The following is a 15,516-nucleotide window of genomic DNA, read 5'->3' on the forward strand; positions in this document are numbered from 1 at the left end:
GACGGTCAGCCGACGGTGAAGCGGAGCCGGCCGGCACCGGCGCGGGCGGCGGCGGTCGCCTCGGCCGGGTCCGCGCCCCAGGCCAGCACGTGCCCGCTGCGGCGCACCGACGAGGTCACCTCGCCGACCCGGTCGCCGACCGCCACGTCGAGCTGCACCGTGAGGACGCCGGGCACCCGACGGGCGTCGCGCAGCCCGTCCACCGCGGTGAGCGTCCCCGACGGTGGCAGCAGGAACTCCACCGCCGCCGCCCCGGAGGGGCGGGCCGGGAGCCGGGGCCGCTCACCGCGCAGCGTCCGCAGGTAGGCGTCGATGAAACCGCACTCGTACGCCACCGAGACCAGCGCGGCGATCATGTCGCCGGGCAGCCGGGCGGCGCACTCCACCAGCGTGGGCACCCCGTCGGCGACGATCCACTCGCTGTGCAGCACGCCGGTGCGGAAACCGGCCGCCGCCGCCAGCCGGGTGGCCGCCCCGACCAGCTCCGCGCGGCCGGCCGCCGGTAGGGCCGAGGGCACCGTGTGGCCGGTCTCCACCGGGCGTCGGCCCGGCAGCACCCGCTTGTCGGTGACGTTGCCGAAGCACACCTCGCCGTCGGAGACCAGCAGCTCGACGCTGTATTCCGGACCGACCAGGGTCTGCTCGACCAGCACCTCGGTGGGCAGGTCGGTGGCCGCCTCCACCGGTTCCTCCGGGGTGGCGGTCGCCGACCAGGCCGCCGACACGTCGTCGGTTTCGGTGATCAGTTGTACGCCGAGGCTGCCGGAGCGACGGGTCGGCTTCAACACGCAGCGTCCACCGAACCGGGCCGCGAACGCCGCCGCCCGCTGCGGGGAGTCGACCAGTTCGTAGGCCGGATTGGCCAGCCCGGCCCGGTCGGCCAGCTGCCGCATCCGGTGCTTGTCGGAGAAGACGTCGGCGGCCTCCGGGCCGGCCCCGGGCAGGCCCAGCCGTTCGGCGAGCCGGGCGGCGGCACCGACCGCGTACTCCAGGCCGGGCATCACCAGCCGGGCGACGGCCAGTCCCGGCTCGCGGGCCAGCAACTCCTCGACGTCCAGGCCGGTCTGGTAGCGGGCCGCCACCACCCGGGAGACCACCGGCAGGCGGGCCACCGTGCCGGCGACGTCCCGCCGGGCGATGATCTCCGGCTCCTCGACGAGCACCACGCTTCCCGGCGGCAACTCCTCGGCGAACCAGTGCAGCATGCCGATCGAGGCGCCCACCACGATCATCTCGTCACGGCCCAGGTCGAGGTCCAACGGTCGTCCTCCGTACGGGTCAGCCACCGGGTGCGGGGACACGACAGTACCGGCGGGCCGGGACGGCTCGCCGGTACTGTCGGAGCTGGAGCGGTGGAGGTGTTACCTGGTCAGGCGCGGGTGACCTTGCCGGCCTTGATGCACGAGGTGCAGACCTGGAGCTTCTTGGTGTTGCCGCCACCGGCCGGGGTGCGCACCGACTGGATGTTCGGGTTCCAGCGGCGGTTGGTCCGCCGGTGCGAGTGGGACACGTTGTGGCCGAAGCCCGGCCCCTTGCCACAGACGTCGCAGACGCTAGCCACGGGATACTCCTGAGATTGATACGTTCATGAGGTCGCCGGCAGGCGCTGCCCGGACAACCTGGCCAGGTTACCCGATGCACCCCCGGCCCGACCAACCGGCCCTTCCGGGCCGCTGCGGCGGGCGATCCGGTCACCGCCCCGGGCGGCGCGCGGACCGGGCCGGTCACCGCCCGGGGGCGTCGCCGCCGGCCGGCGCGGGGACACGCCGGCCGACCCCGGCGGGTGTCGGCCGCCGCCAGTAGGCTTCTGGCCGTGCTGGACACCCTCGACGCCGCCGCGGTAGGCCGCTGGTGCGCGAGCGGTCTCGCCGCGCTGCGCCGGCACCAGGGCGAGATCGACGACCTGAACGTCTACCCCGTGCCCGACGGGGACACCGGCACCAACCTCGTGCTCACCCTCACCTCGGCCCAGCAGGCGCTGTCGAGGGGGCTCGGCACCCTGCCGGAGGACGGCGCCACCGCACACGGCCACGCGCTGCGGTTGATGGCCCGGGGGGCGCTGCTCGGCGCCCGGGGCAACTCCGGGGTGATCCTCTCGCAGCTCCTGCGCGGCCTCGCCGACGCCCTCGGCGTCGTGCCCACCGTCGCCGGCCGGGCGCTGGCCGGCGCGCTGCGCGACGCCACCACCGCCGCCTACGCCGCGGTGGCCCGGCCGGTCGAGGGCACGGTGCTCAGCGTGGCCGCCGCCGCCGCGACCGCCGCCGAGCAGGCCGACAGCGACGACCTGCGCACGGTGGTCCGGGCCGCCGCCGGGGAGGCCGCCCGCGCGTTGGCCCGCACCCCCGAGCAGTTGCCCGCACTGGCCCGCGCCGGAGTGGTCGACGCCGGTGGCCGGGGGCTCTGCCTGCTGCTCGACGCGCTGGTCGAGGTGGTCACGGGGGAGTCCCCACCCGGGCCGACGCCGGTGACCCGCACGGTCCGCCCGCCGCTGACCGCCGTCCGGGAGACCGGCTCCACCGAGTACGCCTACGAGGTGCAGTTCCTGCTCGACGCCCCGCGCGACGCGGTGACCCGGATGCGCGCCGAACTGGCCACGCTGGGCGACTCGCTGGTGGTGGTGGGCGACGGCGGCTCACCCGCCGAGTCCGGCACCTGGAACGTGCACGTCCACGTCAACGACGTCGGGGCGGCCGTCGAGGCCGGGGTGGCCGCCGGCCGGCCGTACCGGATCTCGGTGACCCGGTTCGCCGACCAGGGCACGCCGGCCGCCCGGCCCGAACCCGCCGACGGCCGGGCGGCCGTGGTGGTCGCCGCCGGTGTCGGCATCGCCGAACTGTTCGGTGGCGAGGGGGCCACGGTGGTGCCGGGCAACCCGTCCACCGGCGAGCTGCTGGACGCGATCCGGGCCACCGCCGCCGCCCGGGTGGTGGTGCTCCCCAACGACCCGAACACCCAGGCGGTGGCGAACGCCGCCGCCAGGGAGGCGCACCGGCTCGGGGTGCAGGTGAGCGTGGTGCCGACCCGCTCGCCGGTGCAGGCGCTCGCCGCGCTCGCCGTCCGGGACCCGCAGCGCCGGTTCGTCGACGACGTCATCGCGATGGCCGAGGCCGCCGGCGCCTGCCGGTACGCCGAGGTCTGTCACGCCAGCCGGGAGGCGTTGACCGTCGCCGGCCCGTGCCGCCCCGGTGACGTGCTGGCCCTGGTCGAGGGGGAGGTCCACCTGATCGGCAGCGACCTCGTCGACACCTGTGCCGCCGTGGTTGACCGGATGCTCGGCGGCGGCGGCGAGCTGGTCACCCTGCTCACCGGCGCGGACGCCCCGGCCGGTCTCGCCGAGGCGGTCCGGGAGCACGTGAGCCGACGCTGGCCGTTTGTCGAGGTGCAGGCGTACCCGGGCGGGCAACCGCACTATCCGCTCCTGGTGGGGGTCGAATGACGACGGCCGAGCCGGCCACGGTGGACACCGCGCTCAAGAAGCTGGTGGGGGAGAAGACCGCCAAGGCACTCGCCGGTCACCTCGACCTGCACACCGCCGGGGACCTGATGTACCACTTCCCGCGCCGCTACGACGAGCGCGGCGAGCACACCGACATCCGTTCGCTGGACGTCGGGGAGCAGGTCACCGTGCTGGCCCAGGTGCAGCGCACGGCGGTACGCCCGATGCGGCAACGCCGGGGCAACCTGTTGGAGGTGACCGTCGGCGACAACTCCGGCGGGACGCTGACGCTGACCTTCTTCGGCAACCAGGCGTGGCGGGAACGGGAGCTGCGCCCCGGCCGGTGGGGGCTGTTCGCCGGCAAGGTCACCGAGTTCCGGGGCAGGCGGCAGCTCAACGGCCCGGAGTACGTCCTGCTCGGCGAGGGCGGCGAGGGCGAGGTGGCCGCCGCCGAGGAGGTCGAGGAGTTCGCCGGGGCGCTGATTCCGGTCTATCCGGCCGCCGCGGCCGTGCCGACCTGGGTGATCGCCCGCTGCGTCCGGGTGGTGCTGGACACCGTCACCCCGCCGGACGACCCGTTGCCGACCGGGCTGCGGGTGGGCCGGAAACTGGTCGGCATCGGCACCGCACTGCGCGAGATCCACCGGCCGTCCAGCAAGGAGGAGCTGTACCGGGCCCGCCGCCGGCTCAAGTGGGACGAGGCGTTCGCCGTGCAGCTGACCCTGGTGCAGCGCAAGCTGCGGGCGGCATCCTGGCCGGCCACCCCGCGCCCGGCCAGGGCGGGCGGCCTGCTCGACGCGTTCGACGCCCGGCTGCCCTACGAGCTGACCTCCGGCCAGCGCGACGTCGGCGTCGAGATCGCTGCCGACCTGGCCGGACCGCACCCGATGCACCGGCTGTTGCAGGGCGAGGTCGGCTCCGGCAAGACGGTGGTGGCGTTGCGGGCGATGCTCCAGGTGGTCGACGCGGGCGGTCAGGCGGCGCTGCTCGCGCCGACCGAGGTGCTCGCCGCCCAGCACCACCGGGGCATGCTCGACCTGCTCGGGCCGCTGGCCCAGGCCGGTGAGCTGGGCGCGGCCGACGACGCGACCCGGGTGGAGCTGGTCACCGGTTCGCTGGGCGCGGCGGCCCGCCGCCGGGCCCTCGCGGAGGTCGCCGAGGGGCGGGCCGGCATCGTGCTCGGCACCCACGCCCTGCTCTACGAGGGGGTCGACTTCGCCGACCTCGGCCTGGTGGTGGTCGACGAGCAGCACCGCTTCGGCGTGGAGCAGCGCGACGCCCTGCGGTCCAAGGCCGAACAGCCGCCGCACGTGCTGGTGATGACCGCCACCCCGATCCCGCGCACGGTGGCGATGACCGTCTACGGCGACCTGGAGACCTCCACCCTGTCCCAACTGCCGCAGGGGCGGTCCCCGATCGCCTCGCACGTGGTGCCGGCGGCGGAGAAACCGGCCTTTCTGGACCGGGCCTGGCGGCGGGTCCGCGAGGAGGTCACCGCCGGCCACCAGGCGTACGTGGTGTGCCCGCGCATCGGTGAGGGGCCGGCAACCGAGGAGGAGCCGCCCCGCGAGGACGACAACGGGCGACGTCCGCCGCTGGCGGTGACCGAGGTGGCGCCACTGCTCGCCGAGGGGCCGCTGCACGGGCTGCGGATCGGGGTGCTGCACGGCCGGCTGCCCGCCGACGAGAAGGACGCGGTGATGCGGTCCTTCGCCGACGGCACGCTGGACGTGTTGGTCGCCACCACGGTGGTGGAGGTCGGCGTGAACGTGCCCAACGCCACCGTGATGATCGTGCTGGACGCCGACCGGTTCGGCGTCTCCCAGCTGCACCAGCTCCGGGGCCGGGTCGGTCGGGGCTCGGCCGCCGGGCTCTGCCTGCTGGTGAGCGAGGCGGCCGAGGGCTCGTCGGCGCGGGAACGGTTGGACGCGGTCGCCTCCACCACCGACGGGTTCAAGCTGGCCGAGCTGGATCTGGAGCAGCGTCGGGAGGGTGACGTGCTGGGGGCGACCCAGTCCGGCCACCGCTCGCACCTGCGGCTGCTGTCCCTGCTGCGCGACGCCGACCTGATCCGGGACGCCCGCGCCGAGGCGCTCACCCTGGTCGGGGAGGACCCGGAGCTGGCGCGGCACCCGGCGTTGGCCGCCTCGGTCGCCGCCCTGGTCGACGAGGAGCGCGCGGAATACCTGGAGAAGGGCTGACCCACCACCCTCGTCGGGTGAGCACGCCGGGTCGGTGGTCGGGGCGGCAGCCGTCGGATCGGGCGCCGCCACCATGTCCCCACCGGCCCGGCGGGGCGTCTCAGGACCGGCGTTTCTGCACGACGGTCCAGCCGGTCCAACCCCGGTCGGCGACGAGCGTGCGCAGCCGTCCGACGACGGGATGGGCGGCGTCGGCGAACGAGTCCATCAGCCGGACGAACGCCGGGTCGGGGGTGACCTCGTCCTGCAGCTCCAGTTCGCCGTTCGCCTCCGCCTGCGCGAACATCTCGGCCATCAGGTCGGCCGTCTCGCGCAGCAACTCCTCGTCCTGCCAGTTCTCCGCGAGCCGACCGACCAGCCGGTAGAGCTGGACGACCTGGGGATTGTCCAGCTGGGCCACCTTGTCGGCCATCATCGCCGGGATCGCGTCCGGCCAGCGGGCCGCCATCAGGATCCACACGTCCCGCTCGGCCTCGACGGCGACCGGTGGCACACCGGCGGCCCGGAGCCGGTCCAGGTAGTCGACCACCTCCCGGGGGACGGCGAGGGTGTCACCGCCGCTGAGTCGGGCGATCCGCCGCCGGTGCTCCTGCAGCGCGCGGATCTGGGCACGTAACTGCTGGTCGATCCCCGTGGTGGCGGCGGCGAACGCCTCCGGGTCGGCGTCGAGCAGCTCGCGGACCCGGGCCAGCGGGACGCCGGCCTCGGCGAGGGTCCGGATCCGGACCAGCCGCACCACCGCGGTCGCGTCGTACGTCCGGTAGCCGGAGGCGTCGCGCTCCGGCTCCGCGAGCAGCCCGATCTGGTGGTAGTGCCGCACGGCGCGGATGGTCACCCCGGCGTAGGACGCCAGCCGTCCGATCGTCAACATGGCCTCAGCCTGCCCGACGCGGGAGCACCGTCAACCGACCTTGCGGTGGTGGACGGCCATCGCGCCCGCGTACGCGACGACGAGGAGGCCGGCGCACCAGGCGAGCGCGATCCACACCTGGCCGCCCACCGGCTGCCCGGCGAACAGGGCGCGGATGGTGTTCACGATGGAGGTCACCGGCTGGTGCTCGGCGAAGGCGCGCACCGGGCCGGGCATGCTGTCCGTGGGCACGAAGGCCGAGCTGACGAACGGCAGCAGGATGAGCGGGTAGGAGAACGCGCTCGCGCCGTCGACGGACGTGGCGGTCAGGCCCGGGATGACCGCGAGCCAGGTCAGCGCCAGGGTGAACAGCAGCATGATGCCGGTGACCGCCAGCCAGCCCAGCACGCCGGCCCCCGAACGGAAGCCCATGGCGAGGGCCACCAGCACCACCACCACGAGCGAGATCAGGTTGGCGACCAGCGAGGTCAGCACGTGTGCCCAGAGCACCGCCGAGCGGGCGATCGGCATCGACTGGAACCGCGCGAAGATGCCGCCCTTGAGGTCCAGGAAGAGCCGGTACGCGGTGTAGGAGATGCCCGAGACGACCGTGATCAGCAGGATGCCGGGCAGCAGGTAGTTCACGTACCGGTCGGACCCGGTCTCGATCGCGCCGCCGAACACGTAGACGAAGAGCAGCAGGAACGCGATCGGCATGATCGCGGTGGTGATGATGGTGTCCGGGCTGCGGCTGATGTGTCGCAGCGACCGCCCCAGCAGGGTGGCGGTGTCACCGAGGAAGTGTCTGGTCATCGGGGGTCCTCAGCTGCTCGTGCCGTCGGGGCGGACGGCGTCCACGGTGGCGTCGGTGCGGGTGCTGCCGGTGCTGCCGGTGCTGCCGGTGCCGGTGTCGCCGACGATGGCGAGGAACACGTCCTCCAGCGTCGGCTGCTTCTCGACGTACTCGACCGTGGCGGGCGGGAGCAGCTGCCGGAGTTCGGCCAGCGTGCCGTCGGCGATGATGCGCCCGTGGTGCAGGACCGCGATCCGGTCGGCGAGCTGCTCGGCCTCGTCGAGGTACTGCGTGGTGAGCAGCACGGTGGTGCCCTGCCGGGCGAGTTCCCGGACGGCCTGCCACACCTCCAGCCGGGCCTGCGGGTCGAGCCCGGTGGTCGGTTCGTCGAGGAAGATCACCGGCGGGTCGCCGATGAGGCTCATCGCGATGTCGAGGCGACGGCGCATGCCACCGGAGTACGTCGACACCCGCCGGCCGGCCGCGTCGGTCAGCGCGAAGCGGCCGAGCAGGTCGTCCGCGATCCGACCGGGGTCCGACAGGTGCCGCAACCGGGCGACCAGCACCAGGTTCTCCCGGCCGGTGAGGATCTCGTCGACGGCGGCGAACTGCCCGGTGAGGCTGATCGACTCCCGCACCCTCGCCGCCCGGGTGACGACGTCGAGACCGTGCACCTGGGCCGTCCCGCCGTCCGGCTTGAGCAGGGTGGCCAGGATGCGTACCACGGTGGTCTTGCCCGCCCCGTTGGAGCCGAGCAGGGCGAAGATGCTGCCCGGGGTGACGTCGAAGTCCACCCCGCGCAGCACGTGCAACTCCTGGTAGGACTTTTCCAGGCCCCGGACCTGGATGGCGGGCCCGCGGGCCGGCGACGGTGTCGACTGATCGGCTGACATGGCGTCAGCATCCGGGGTTGACGCTGCGTCAGTGTCAAGCCGGACATGCCGAGGGCGCGTCGACCGGTCGGTCGACGCGCCCCGGGTGTGGTGCGGGTCAGACGGTGAAGCGGATCCGCCGACGTCGGGCGACGACGAAGAGCACCGCGCCGGCCGCCAGCAGGGTGGCCGCGCCGGCCGCGATGGCACCGGCAGCCGCGCCGGTCACCGGGAGGCCGCCGTCCTGGTCGCCGCCGCCACCGCCGCCGGTGGACGGGCAGTCCTTCGGCTGCTCCCACTTGAGCGGGCCGCCGGAGTCGAGGTCACCGGTGACGGTGACGGTGAGGCCCTTGCGGGCGGGGAAGCTGACCGTGCCGGTCCGGCCGGGCTCGACGGTCAGCTTCTTGGGCTCGCCCTTGTTGGGGGTGAAGACGGAGGTCAGCGGGGTGCCGTCCTCCGGGTTGCTGATCCGGAAGATCATCTTGTCGCAGCTGGACTCGTAGCTGGCGTCGGGCGTGCCGACCCCGGGCTGCTGGCAGTCCTCGGGCTTCTGCCAGCCGCCGGTGAAGTCCTTCATGCCGGCGGCCGTCACGGTGATCTCCTGCGCCTCCCCGGCGCTGAGCTTCTGCTTCTCGATCTTGCGCAGCGGGACGGTCACCTTCTCGGTGAAGCCGCCGCTGCCGGTGATGGTGAACGTCGCCGCGGCGTTGCCACTGCGGTTGACCAGGGTCAGCTCGACGTTGCCGTCGCAGTCGGACTCGACGATCACCTCGGGCGCCGCCGAGCAGGTGCCCGAGCCGCCGTTGAACCAGGCGCGCGGGCCGGTGGAGCGGGCGCCGATGCCGGACGGGCTACCGACCTTGCGGTCGCCGTACCGGTCGCTGGTGTCGGTCAGCGGGTCGATCAGCTTGCTGCCGAAGACGAAGTCGACCTGGGTGTAGCAGTTCGGCACCTCGACGGCGAAGTCGAGGGTGGCCACCCCCAGCTCGCCCGGGGCGACCCCGGTGAACTTCTTGATCGACTTGTCGAGCACGTACTGCGGCACGGCGAACTTCGCCGACGGCGTCACGTACGACACCAGGGCCAGTTCCTGCTCCTCGCCCCGGCAGAGCGGGCCGTTGGTCAGGGTGATCGAGGCGCGGCCCGCCGGACCGTCGAAGGTGTGCGTGTAACGCGCGTCGGCGGCGGCGACGCAGGACGGCGTGGGCTGCTCGCTCGGCGGGGTGGTGGCCGTCGCGCTGGGCGTCGGCACCGCCGTGGTGGCCGTGGGGGACGGCGAGGCCGGGCTGGCGCTCGCCGGGGCGGTGCAGGCAAGGACCGTGGCCAGGCCGGCCAGGGCGGCGGCGGTCACGGCGAGCGGTCGCCGGAGCGACAGCTGGGGACGGATCACGCGTACTCCCGGGGTGAGGGTGCGTCAGGGTGCGGCGAGGACGGCGTTGCCGGGTCGCGGCGGGCGTGTGGAGCGCCGCGACGGCGCCGTGCGGCGTACCGGCCGGCGGAGCGGCGCCGGCACCGGGCCGACCCTAATGGGCCTGCCGACCCGGACATAGCGCACAGCTGGCACCAGGGGTGTTGTTATGCATCTGAAATCTTTGATGTACCGTAAGTGATCATCTGAACACCGGGGCGGGGTGCACCGCGCTGTCCGCCCGCCGCGCGTGTCGCGTAGCGTCACACGCATGCACAGGGGGAGACGGTGACCCGGATCGTGGCCGGCACGCTCGGCGGTCGGCGGATCGCCGCACCCCCCGGCGCCGGCACCCGCCCCACCTCCGACCGGGTGCGGGAGGCGCTGTTCAGTGCGGTCTCCGCCGAGGTGGACCTGGTCGGCGCGCGCTTCGCCGACCTGTACGCCGGCTCCGGCGCGGTCGGGCTGGAGGCGCTGTCCCGGGGCGCGGCGCACGTGCTGCTGGTCGAATCCGATCCCCGGGCCGCCCGGGTGATCCGGGAGAACGTCGCCGTGCTCCGGGCCGCCCCGGCCGCCCGGCTGGTCACCGGCAGGGTGGCCGGCGTGCTCGCGGCCGGCCCCGGCGACGAGCCGTACGACGTGGTCTTCGCCGACCCCCCCTACGCGGTGCCCGATGCCGAGATCGCCGCCCTGCTGGCCGCCCTGGTCGAGCACGCCTGGCTCGCCCCCGACGCGCTGGTGGTGGTCGAGCGGTCCACCCGCAGCGGACCGGTCGACTGGGTGCAGGGCATCACCGCCGAACGCAGCCGGCGTTACGGCGAGACCACTCTTTGGTACGGTCGCCGATCATGAGACGTGCGGTGTGTCCCGGCTCGTTCGACCCGGTCACCAACGGGCACCTCGACATCATCGGACGGGCCAGTCGGCTCTTCGACGAGGTGATCGTCGGCGTGCTGGTGAACCAGTCGAAGAGCGGCCTGTTCACCGTCGAGGAGCGGATCGACATGCTCCACGAGGTGACCTCCTCGTACGGCAACGTGCGGGTCGCGTCCTTCCGTGGGCTGCTTGTCGACTTCTGCCGGGCGCAGGAGGCGAGTGTGCTGATCAAGGGCCTGCGGGCGGTCAGCGACTTCGACTACGAGTTGCAGATGGCCCAGATGAACATCGGCCTGGCCGGCGTGGAGACGCTGTTCATGCCGACCAATCCGCTCTACTCGTTCCTCTCCTCCAGCCTGGTCAAGGACGTGGCCAAGTGGGGTGGCGACATCTCCTCCCACGTTCCCGACACCGTCCGGCAGGCGTTGCAGGCCCGCCTGACAGTTCCGCGCCCCTGACCGTCCACCCGGCCCGCCGGACGCGGGCGGCGCGTCGGGCCGGGGTGGTGGCGGCGGTGGTGGCCGGGGCACGACATCATGTGGTGCAGCGCCGAAGTCGGGCGCAGGCCGCATCATGTAGGTCGGCAGACGAACGACAGGAGTGAGGTACCGGTGGACCCGCTCGATCGCATCGACGAACTGATCGGCGTGCTGGAGCAGGCGCGCTCCGTCCCGATGTCGCGCAACAACTGCATGGTCGACCGGGGCGAGATGATCGCGGCTCTCGACGAGATGCGCGCCAACCTCCCCGCCGACCTGCGCCGCGCCGCCGCCCTCCTGGAGGAGCGGGACAAGATCATGGACGCTGGCAAGCGGGAGGCCGACCGGATCATCAGCGAGGGTGAGGCGGAACACGCCCGGCTGGTGTCGGTGAACGAGATCACGGTCTCCGCCGAGCACGAGGGGGCCCGGATCATCGCGGAGGCCCGCGCCGAGGCGCAGCGGCTGCGTGAGGAGGTCGACGACTACGTCGACACCGCGCTGGCGAACTTCGAGCAGTTCCTCACCCGGGCGCTGGCGTCGATCGAGCGTGGGCGGGACAAGATGCACGCCCTGCGGGAGATCGGCACCTTCGGTGGGGAGGAGGCGGAGCGCCCGCTACCCTTCTGAGCGGCACCTCATCGCACCGACGGACGGGTCGGGCGTCGCCCCCGGTTCGACGATCCGGCGGTCGCCCAGGTAACCTTTTTTGTCGGCCTCTCACCGGCCGGAGTCTGACTATGCCCAAACACTCGCCTTCATCACTCAACCCCAGGGCGCCGCTGGTCCTCGACACGAGGGACCTGCCGCGTCGCCCTGGTGCGTTGCGTACGCATCGGCGGGTCGTGCCGGCACCGGCAGACCTCGGCGTGGAGTTGATCACCGTGCCGGTGGGCGCGGACCTCGACCTCGACCTGAGGTTGGAGTCGGTGTCCGAGGGCGTGCTCGTCTCCGGGACCATCACCGGTCCCGTCCAGGGCGAGTGCGGCCGTTGCCTGCGCGAGATCGACTACTCGGTGGCCGTGAACGTCCAGGAGTTGTACGCGTACGCGAACAGCACCACGGACGACACGACCGACGAGGACGAGGTGGGCCGGATGCAGGACGATCTGATCGACCTGGAGCCGGCGCTGCGGGACGCGGTGGTGCTCACGCTGCCGACCAACCCGCTCTGCCGGGAGGACTGCCCAGGGTTGTGCCCCGAGTGCGGGGTGCACTGGGACGATCTGCCGGCCGAGCACAGTCACCAGCAGACCGACCCGCGTTGGGCGAGCCTGTCGCAACTGAACCGTACAGAGGAGTAGGAACCGTGGCCGTCCCGAAGCGCAAGATGTCGCGCAGCAACACCCGGTCCCGCCGGGCGAACTGGAAGGCGGCCGTGGTGCCGACCGTGGCCTGCCCGCAGTGCAAGTCCCCCAAGCTGGGGCATGCGGCGTGCTCCGTCTGCGGCACGTACAACGGCCGCCAGGTTCTCGAGGTCTGACCTGGACACCGAGTGACACCCCCGACCACAGGTCGGGTGGCGCGCGCACCCAGGCGATCGCCCGGTGCCCCGGCTCCCTCCGACGTCGGCCGGCCCGCTCCGGCCGGCGTCCCGATGGGGCCGGGCACCGCGCGGATCGCCGTTGACCTCCTCGGCGGGGACGAAGCTCCCGCCGTCGTGGTTGACGGCGCTCTGCGGGCGGTGCGCGCCGACCCGGACCTGCACCTGCTGCTCGTCGGCCCGACCGAGGTCGCGGCCGGGGTGGTCGACGCCCTGACCCCGGCGCAACGGACCCGGATCACGATCCGCGCGACCCGTACCGCCGCCGGGCCGGCCGACCATGCGCCGCGCGCCGACAGCACCGTCCGCGCGGCCGTCTCCGCCGTCCGCGACGGCGCTGCCGACGCGCTCGTCTCCGCCGGGTCCACCGGCGCCACCGTCTCCGCCGCCGCCCTCGGCTTCGGCCGCTGGACCGACGTGCGCCGGCCCGCGCTGGTGGCGAGCCTACCGGCCGTCTCCGGGCCGGTGATCCTGCTCGACGTCGGCGGCTCGCTGGAACCCCGCCCGGCCACCCTGGCGCGGCACGCCGTGCTCGGCGCGGCCTACGCCGCCGTCGCGCACGCCATCGTCGCGCCCCGGGTCGGCCTGCTCTCGGTCGGCACCGAGGCCGGCAAGGGGGACCGCCCCCGCCGCACCGCCGACCCCCTGCTCGCCGCCGCCCCACTGCCCTGCGACGCCCGTTACGTCGGCCTGGTCGAGGGCTACGACGTGACGCTGGGCCTGCGCGCCGACGTGGTGGTCACCGACGGCTTCACCGGTAACGTGCTGCTCAAGGCCATCGAGGGGGCGTACGCGATGGCCGGGGGCCCACCGGCCAGCGGTGGCGCCCCACGAGCGGCGGCCCTGCTCGGGGTGGCCGGCACCGTGGTGGTCTGCCACGGCGCGGCGACCCCCGACGACGTCGCCTCCGGCATCGCCCTGGCCGCCCACCTGTGGCGTCGCCGGGCCACCGACCGGGTCCGGGAGCAGATCGCCGGCCTGCCGACCGGCGACGGCACCGACCAGGAGCACGGGGAGGCGCTGGCCGGGTCCGCCGGGCACCCCGCGGCAGATCGTAGCGAGCCGAAGGGGTGGCCATGAGCACCAGGCGTGCGCCGGCCAGCCTCGCAGTCCTGAACGAACAGGTCGCCCGGCGCGCGGGTCATGAGCCCGCGTACCCCGCCGGCGGGAACGAAGCAGAGGTAGCAGCATGACGAACGACAAGCGGCGGCGCGCGCCCGCCAGCCACCTGGAGGCGGCGTTCGGGGTGACCCTCGACGCCGAGCTGTTGGAGCGGGCGCTGACCCACCGGTCGTACGCGTACGAGAACGGCGGGCTGCCCACCAACGAGCGGCTGGAGTTCCTCGGTGACTCGGTGCTCGGCGTGGTGATCACCACGGCGCTGTTCCGCAACCACCCGGACCTGCCCGAGGGGCAGTTGGCGAAGCTGCGGGCCAGCGTGGTCAACATGCGCGCCCTGGCCGACGTGGCGCGGGGGCTCGGCCCGGACGGGCTCGGCGCCTATCTGCTGCTCGGCAAGGGGGAGGAGAGCACCGGCGGACGGGACAAGGCGAGCATCCTCGCCGACACCCTGGAGGCACTGCTCGGCGCGATCTACCTCCAGTACGGGCTGGACACCGCGGCGGTCGTCATCCACCGGCTGTTCGATCCGCTGATGGCCGAGTCGGCGGGCCGGGGTGCCGCGCTGGACTGGAAGACCAGCCTCCAGGAGTTGACCGCCGCGCTGGGGTTGGGCGTGCCCGAGTACCGGATCGAGGGCACCGGCCCCGATCACCTGAAGACCTTCACCGCCTGGGTGGTGGTGGCCGGCAACCGTTACGGCGGGTCCGAGGGCCGCAGCAAGAAGGAGGCCGAGCAGCGGGCCGCCGAGGCGGCCTGGCGGGAGCTGACCGCGCAGGCCGAGCGGGACCGTGCGGACGCCGCGCAGCCCGACCCCCTCGCCCCGGCCGCGTCGACCGGCTCCGTCGGGGTGGACGGCTCCGTCGGGGTGGACGGCTCCGCCGGGTCCGGCCCGGCCGCCGACTCCGACCTCGACTCCGGGGCCGGTGGGTCGCCCGGGTCGAACGGGACCGCGGTGTCGAACGGCGCCGGCCGGCCGGGTGGGCCCGCCGACGCCGGGCAGCCGGCGGGAGACGAGACCGCCGAGGCGGGACTGGGCCGTGCCTGAGCTGCCCGAGGTCGAGACGGTGCGGCAAGGGCTGGCCCAGTGGGTCACCGGCCGCCGGATCTCGACGGTGGAGGTGCGCCACCCCCGGGCCGTGCGGCGGCACGTCCCCGGCCCGGCGCACTTCGCCGACGTGCTGGCCGGCCGGACGGTGACCGACGTACGGCGGCGCGGCAAGTACCTCTGGCTACCGCTGGACAGCGGTGACGCGCTCGTCGGCCACCTGGGCATGTCGGGGCAGCTGCTGCTCCAGCCGGCCGAGGCGGCCGACGAGCTGCACCTGCGGGTCCGGTTCCGGTTCGCCGACGACGGGCCGCAGTTGCGCTTCGTCGACCAGCGGACGTTCGGCGGGCTCGCGGTCAGCGAGGGTGGGGCCGAGCTGCCCGGCGAGATCGCGCACATCGCCCGCGACCCGATGGACCCGGAATTCTCCGACGCCGGGTTCGTCGCCGCCCTGCGCCGACGCCGTACGGAAGTGAAGCGGGCCCTGCTGGACCAGACGCTGATCTCCGGGGTCGGCAACATCTACGCCGACGAGGCGCTGTGGCGGGCCGGGCTGCACGGTGCCCGCCCGACCGACGCGTTGACCGCCCCCGCCGCGGGTCGGCTGCTCGGGCACGTGCGGGACGTCCTCGCCGAGGCGATCAAGCAGGGCGGCACCAGCTTCGACGACCTGTACGTCGACGTCAACGGGGAGAGCGGCTACTTCGACCGGTCACTCAACGCCTACGGCCGGGAAGGGGAGCCCTGCCGCCGTTGCGGGGCGCCGATCCGCCGGGAGGCGTTCATGAACCGGTCGTCGTACAGCTGCCCCCGTTGTCAGCCCCGCCCCCGGGGCGCCCTCAGGGGGTGACCCCGAGCCGGTTCGGGGTTGCGCCGGTGTGCCGCGCCGAC

The 15,516-nt window shown here is 73.9% G+C and carries 15 protein-coding genes and 1 pseudogene; 10 read left to right on the forward strand and 6 right to left on the reverse strand.

Translation table 11 applies throughout. The features are described 5' to 3' along the window. Positions 1-5: 5 nt before the first annotated feature. Together ACQP1S_RS07265 and rpmB are read right to left on the reverse strand one after the other, a co-directional pair. Entirely contained in the window at positions 6-1,259 is a 1,254-nt protein-coding gene (locus ACQP1S_RS07265; protein WP_432904456.1) for an ATP-grasp domain-containing protein, read from the reverse strand. Between the two features lie 110 nt (positions 1,260-1,369). After that, positions 1,370-1,561 (reverse strand): 50S ribosomal protein L28, encoded by a 192-nt coding sequence (gene rpmB, locus ACQP1S_RS07270; RefSeq protein ID WP_007456456.1) that lies wholly within the window; start codon positions 1,559-1,561, stop codon positions 1,370-1,372. 252 nt (positions 1,562-1,813) lie between these two features. Between rpmB and ACQP1S_RS07275 the strand changes: the two genes are divergently transcribed. Continuing rightward, the gene (locus ACQP1S_RS07275; protein ID WP_432904460.1) at positions 1,814-3,436 is read left to right on the forward strand and encodes a DAK2 domain-containing protein; all 1,623 of its coding nucleotides are present in this window, start codon (positions 1,814-1,816) and stop codon (positions 3,434-3,436) included. Then, positions 3,433-5,637, forward strand: a complete 2,205-nt coding sequence (gene recG / locus ACQP1S_RS07280; protein WP_091245767.1) for an ATP-dependent DNA helicase RecG — start codon at positions 3,433-3,435, stop codon at positions 5,635-5,637. Before ACQP1S_RS07275 ends, recG begins: the two co-directional genes overlap by 4 nt. Positions 5,638-5,737: 100 nt before the next feature. On the opposite strand, the gene ACQP1S_RS07285 is transcribed toward recG, so the two are convergent. The 4 genes from ACQP1S_RS07285 to ACQP1S_RS07300 all read right to left on the reverse strand — a co-directional run bounded on the left by ACQP1S_RS07285 (position 5,738) and on the right by ACQP1S_RS07300 (position 9,542). Beyond that, entirely contained in the window at positions 5,738-6,508 is a 771-nt protein-coding gene (locus ACQP1S_RS07285; protein WP_432904463.1) for a MerR family transcriptional regulator, read from the reverse strand. Between the two features lie 30 nt (positions 6,509-6,538). Further along, positions 6,539-7,300, reverse strand: coding sequence for an ABC transporter permease (locus ACQP1S_RS07290; RefSeq protein WP_432904466.1), 762 nt, complete (start codon positions 7,298-7,300; stop codon positions 6,539-6,541). 9 nt (positions 7,301-7,309) lie between these two features. Beyond that, positions 7,310-8,173, reverse strand: coding sequence for an ABC transporter ATP-binding protein (locus tag ACQP1S_RS07295; RefSeq protein ID WP_432904469.1), 864 nt, complete (start codon positions 8,171-8,173; stop codon positions 7,310-7,312). Positions 8,174-8,270: 97 nt separating this feature from the next. After that, positions 8,271-9,542, reverse strand: coding sequence for a hypothetical protein (locus ACQP1S_RS07300; RefSeq protein ID WP_432904472.1), 1,272 nt, complete (start codon positions 9,540-9,542; stop codon positions 8,271-8,273). Positions 9,543-9,848: 306 nt separating this feature from the next. On the opposite strand from ACQP1S_RS07300, the gene rsmD reads away from it, so the two are divergent. The 8 genes and pseudogenes from rsmD (at position 9,849) to mutM (ending at position 15,475) form a co-directional block, all read left to right on the forward strand. After that, entirely contained in the window at positions 9,849-10,412 is a 564-nt protein-coding gene (gene rsmD / locus ACQP1S_RS07305) for a 16S rRNA (guanine(966)-N(2))-methyltransferase RsmD (protein WP_091245793.1), read from the forward strand. Beyond that, the gene (gene coaD, locus ACQP1S_RS07310; protein WP_357887362.1) at positions 10,409-10,894 is read left to right on the forward strand and encodes a pantetheine-phosphate adenylyltransferase; all 486 of its coding nucleotides are present in this window, start codon (positions 10,409-10,411) and stop codon (positions 10,892-10,894) included. The genes rsmD and coaD overlap by 4 nt, the downstream gene beginning before the upstream one ends. 153 nt (positions 10,895-11,047) lie before the next feature. After that, complete coding sequence (locus ACQP1S_RS07315) at positions 11,048-11,545, forward strand: hypothetical protein (protein ID WP_091245801.1); 498 nt, start codon at positions 11,048-11,050, stop codon at positions 11,543-11,545. Positions 11,546-11,655: 110 nt separating this feature from the next. Continuing rightward, positions 11,656-12,219 (forward strand): YceD family protein, encoded by a 564-nt coding sequence (locus tag ACQP1S_RS07320; RefSeq protein ID WP_432904477.1) that lies wholly within the window; start codon positions 11,656-11,658, stop codon positions 12,217-12,219. A 5-nt stretch (positions 12,220-12,224) separates the two neighbouring features. Beyond that, positions 12,225-12,398, forward strand: coding sequence for a 50S ribosomal protein L32 (gene rpmF, locus ACQP1S_RS07325; protein WP_091245808.1), 174 nt, complete (start codon positions 12,225-12,227; stop codon positions 12,396-12,398). A gap of 114 nt (positions 12,399-12,512) precedes the next feature. Continuing rightward, positions 12,513-13,538 carry a phosphate acyltransferase PlsX gene (locus ACQP1S_RS07330; RefSeq protein ID WP_432904480.1) on the forward strand — a complete coding sequence of 342 codons (1,026 nt, stop codon included), beginning with the start codon at positions 12,513-12,515 and terminating at the stop codon, positions 13,536-13,538. A 109-nt stretch (positions 13,539-13,647) separates the two neighbouring features. Beyond that, positions 13,648-14,379, forward strand: a pseudogene (gene rnc / locus ACQP1S_RS07335) (ribonuclease III); the annotation flags it as partial. Positions 14,380-14,617: 238 nt separating this feature from the next. Further along, positions 14,618-15,475: a bifunctional DNA-formamidopyrimidine glycosylase/DNA-(apurinic or apyrimidinic site) lyase gene (gene mutM, locus ACQP1S_RS07340; RefSeq protein WP_357887374.1), complete on the forward strand. Its 858-nt coding sequence runs from the start codon at positions 14,618-14,620 to the stop codon at positions 15,473-15,475. The last annotated feature ends 41 nt before the right edge of the window (positions 15,476-15,516 follow it).

This window comes from Micromonospora matsumotoense (genome assembly GCF_050951065.1).
GTDB lineage: Bacteria > Actinomycetota > Actinomycetes > Mycobacteriales > Micromonosporaceae > Micromonospora > Micromonospora matsumotoensis.

What these genes read in the sequence shown, in the direction of transcription:
- recG (WP_091245767.1), top strand. Translation starts at nt 3,433, where the DNA reads ATGACGACGGCCGAGCCGGCCACGGTGGACACCGCGCTCAAGAAGCTG.
- ACQP1S_RS07285 (WP_432904463.1), bottom strand. Translation starts at nt 6,508, where the DNA reads ATGTTGACGATCGGACGGCTGGCGTCCTACGCCGGGGTGACCATCCGC.
- ACQP1S_RS07290 (WP_432904466.1), bottom strand. Translation starts at nt 7,300, where the DNA reads ATGACCAGACACTTCCTCGGTGACACCGCCACCCTGCTGGGGCGGTCG.
- ACQP1S_RS07295 (WP_432904469.1), bottom strand. Translation starts at nt 8,173, where the DNA reads ATGTCAGCCGATCAGTCGACACCGTCGCCGGCCCGCGGGCCCGCCATC.
- coaD (WP_357887362.1), top strand. Translation starts at nt 10,409, where the DNA reads ATGAGACGTGCGGTGTGTCCCGGCTCGTTCGACCCGGTCACCAACGGG.
- ACQP1S_RS07320 (WP_432904477.1), top strand. Translation starts at nt 11,656, where the DNA reads ATGCCCAAACACTCGCCTTCATCACTCAACCCCAGGGCGCCGCTGGTC.
- ACQP1S_RS07330 (WP_432904480.1), top strand. Translation starts at nt 12,513, where the DNA reads ATGGGGCCGGGCACCGCGCGGATCGCCGTTGACCTCCTCGGCGGGGAC.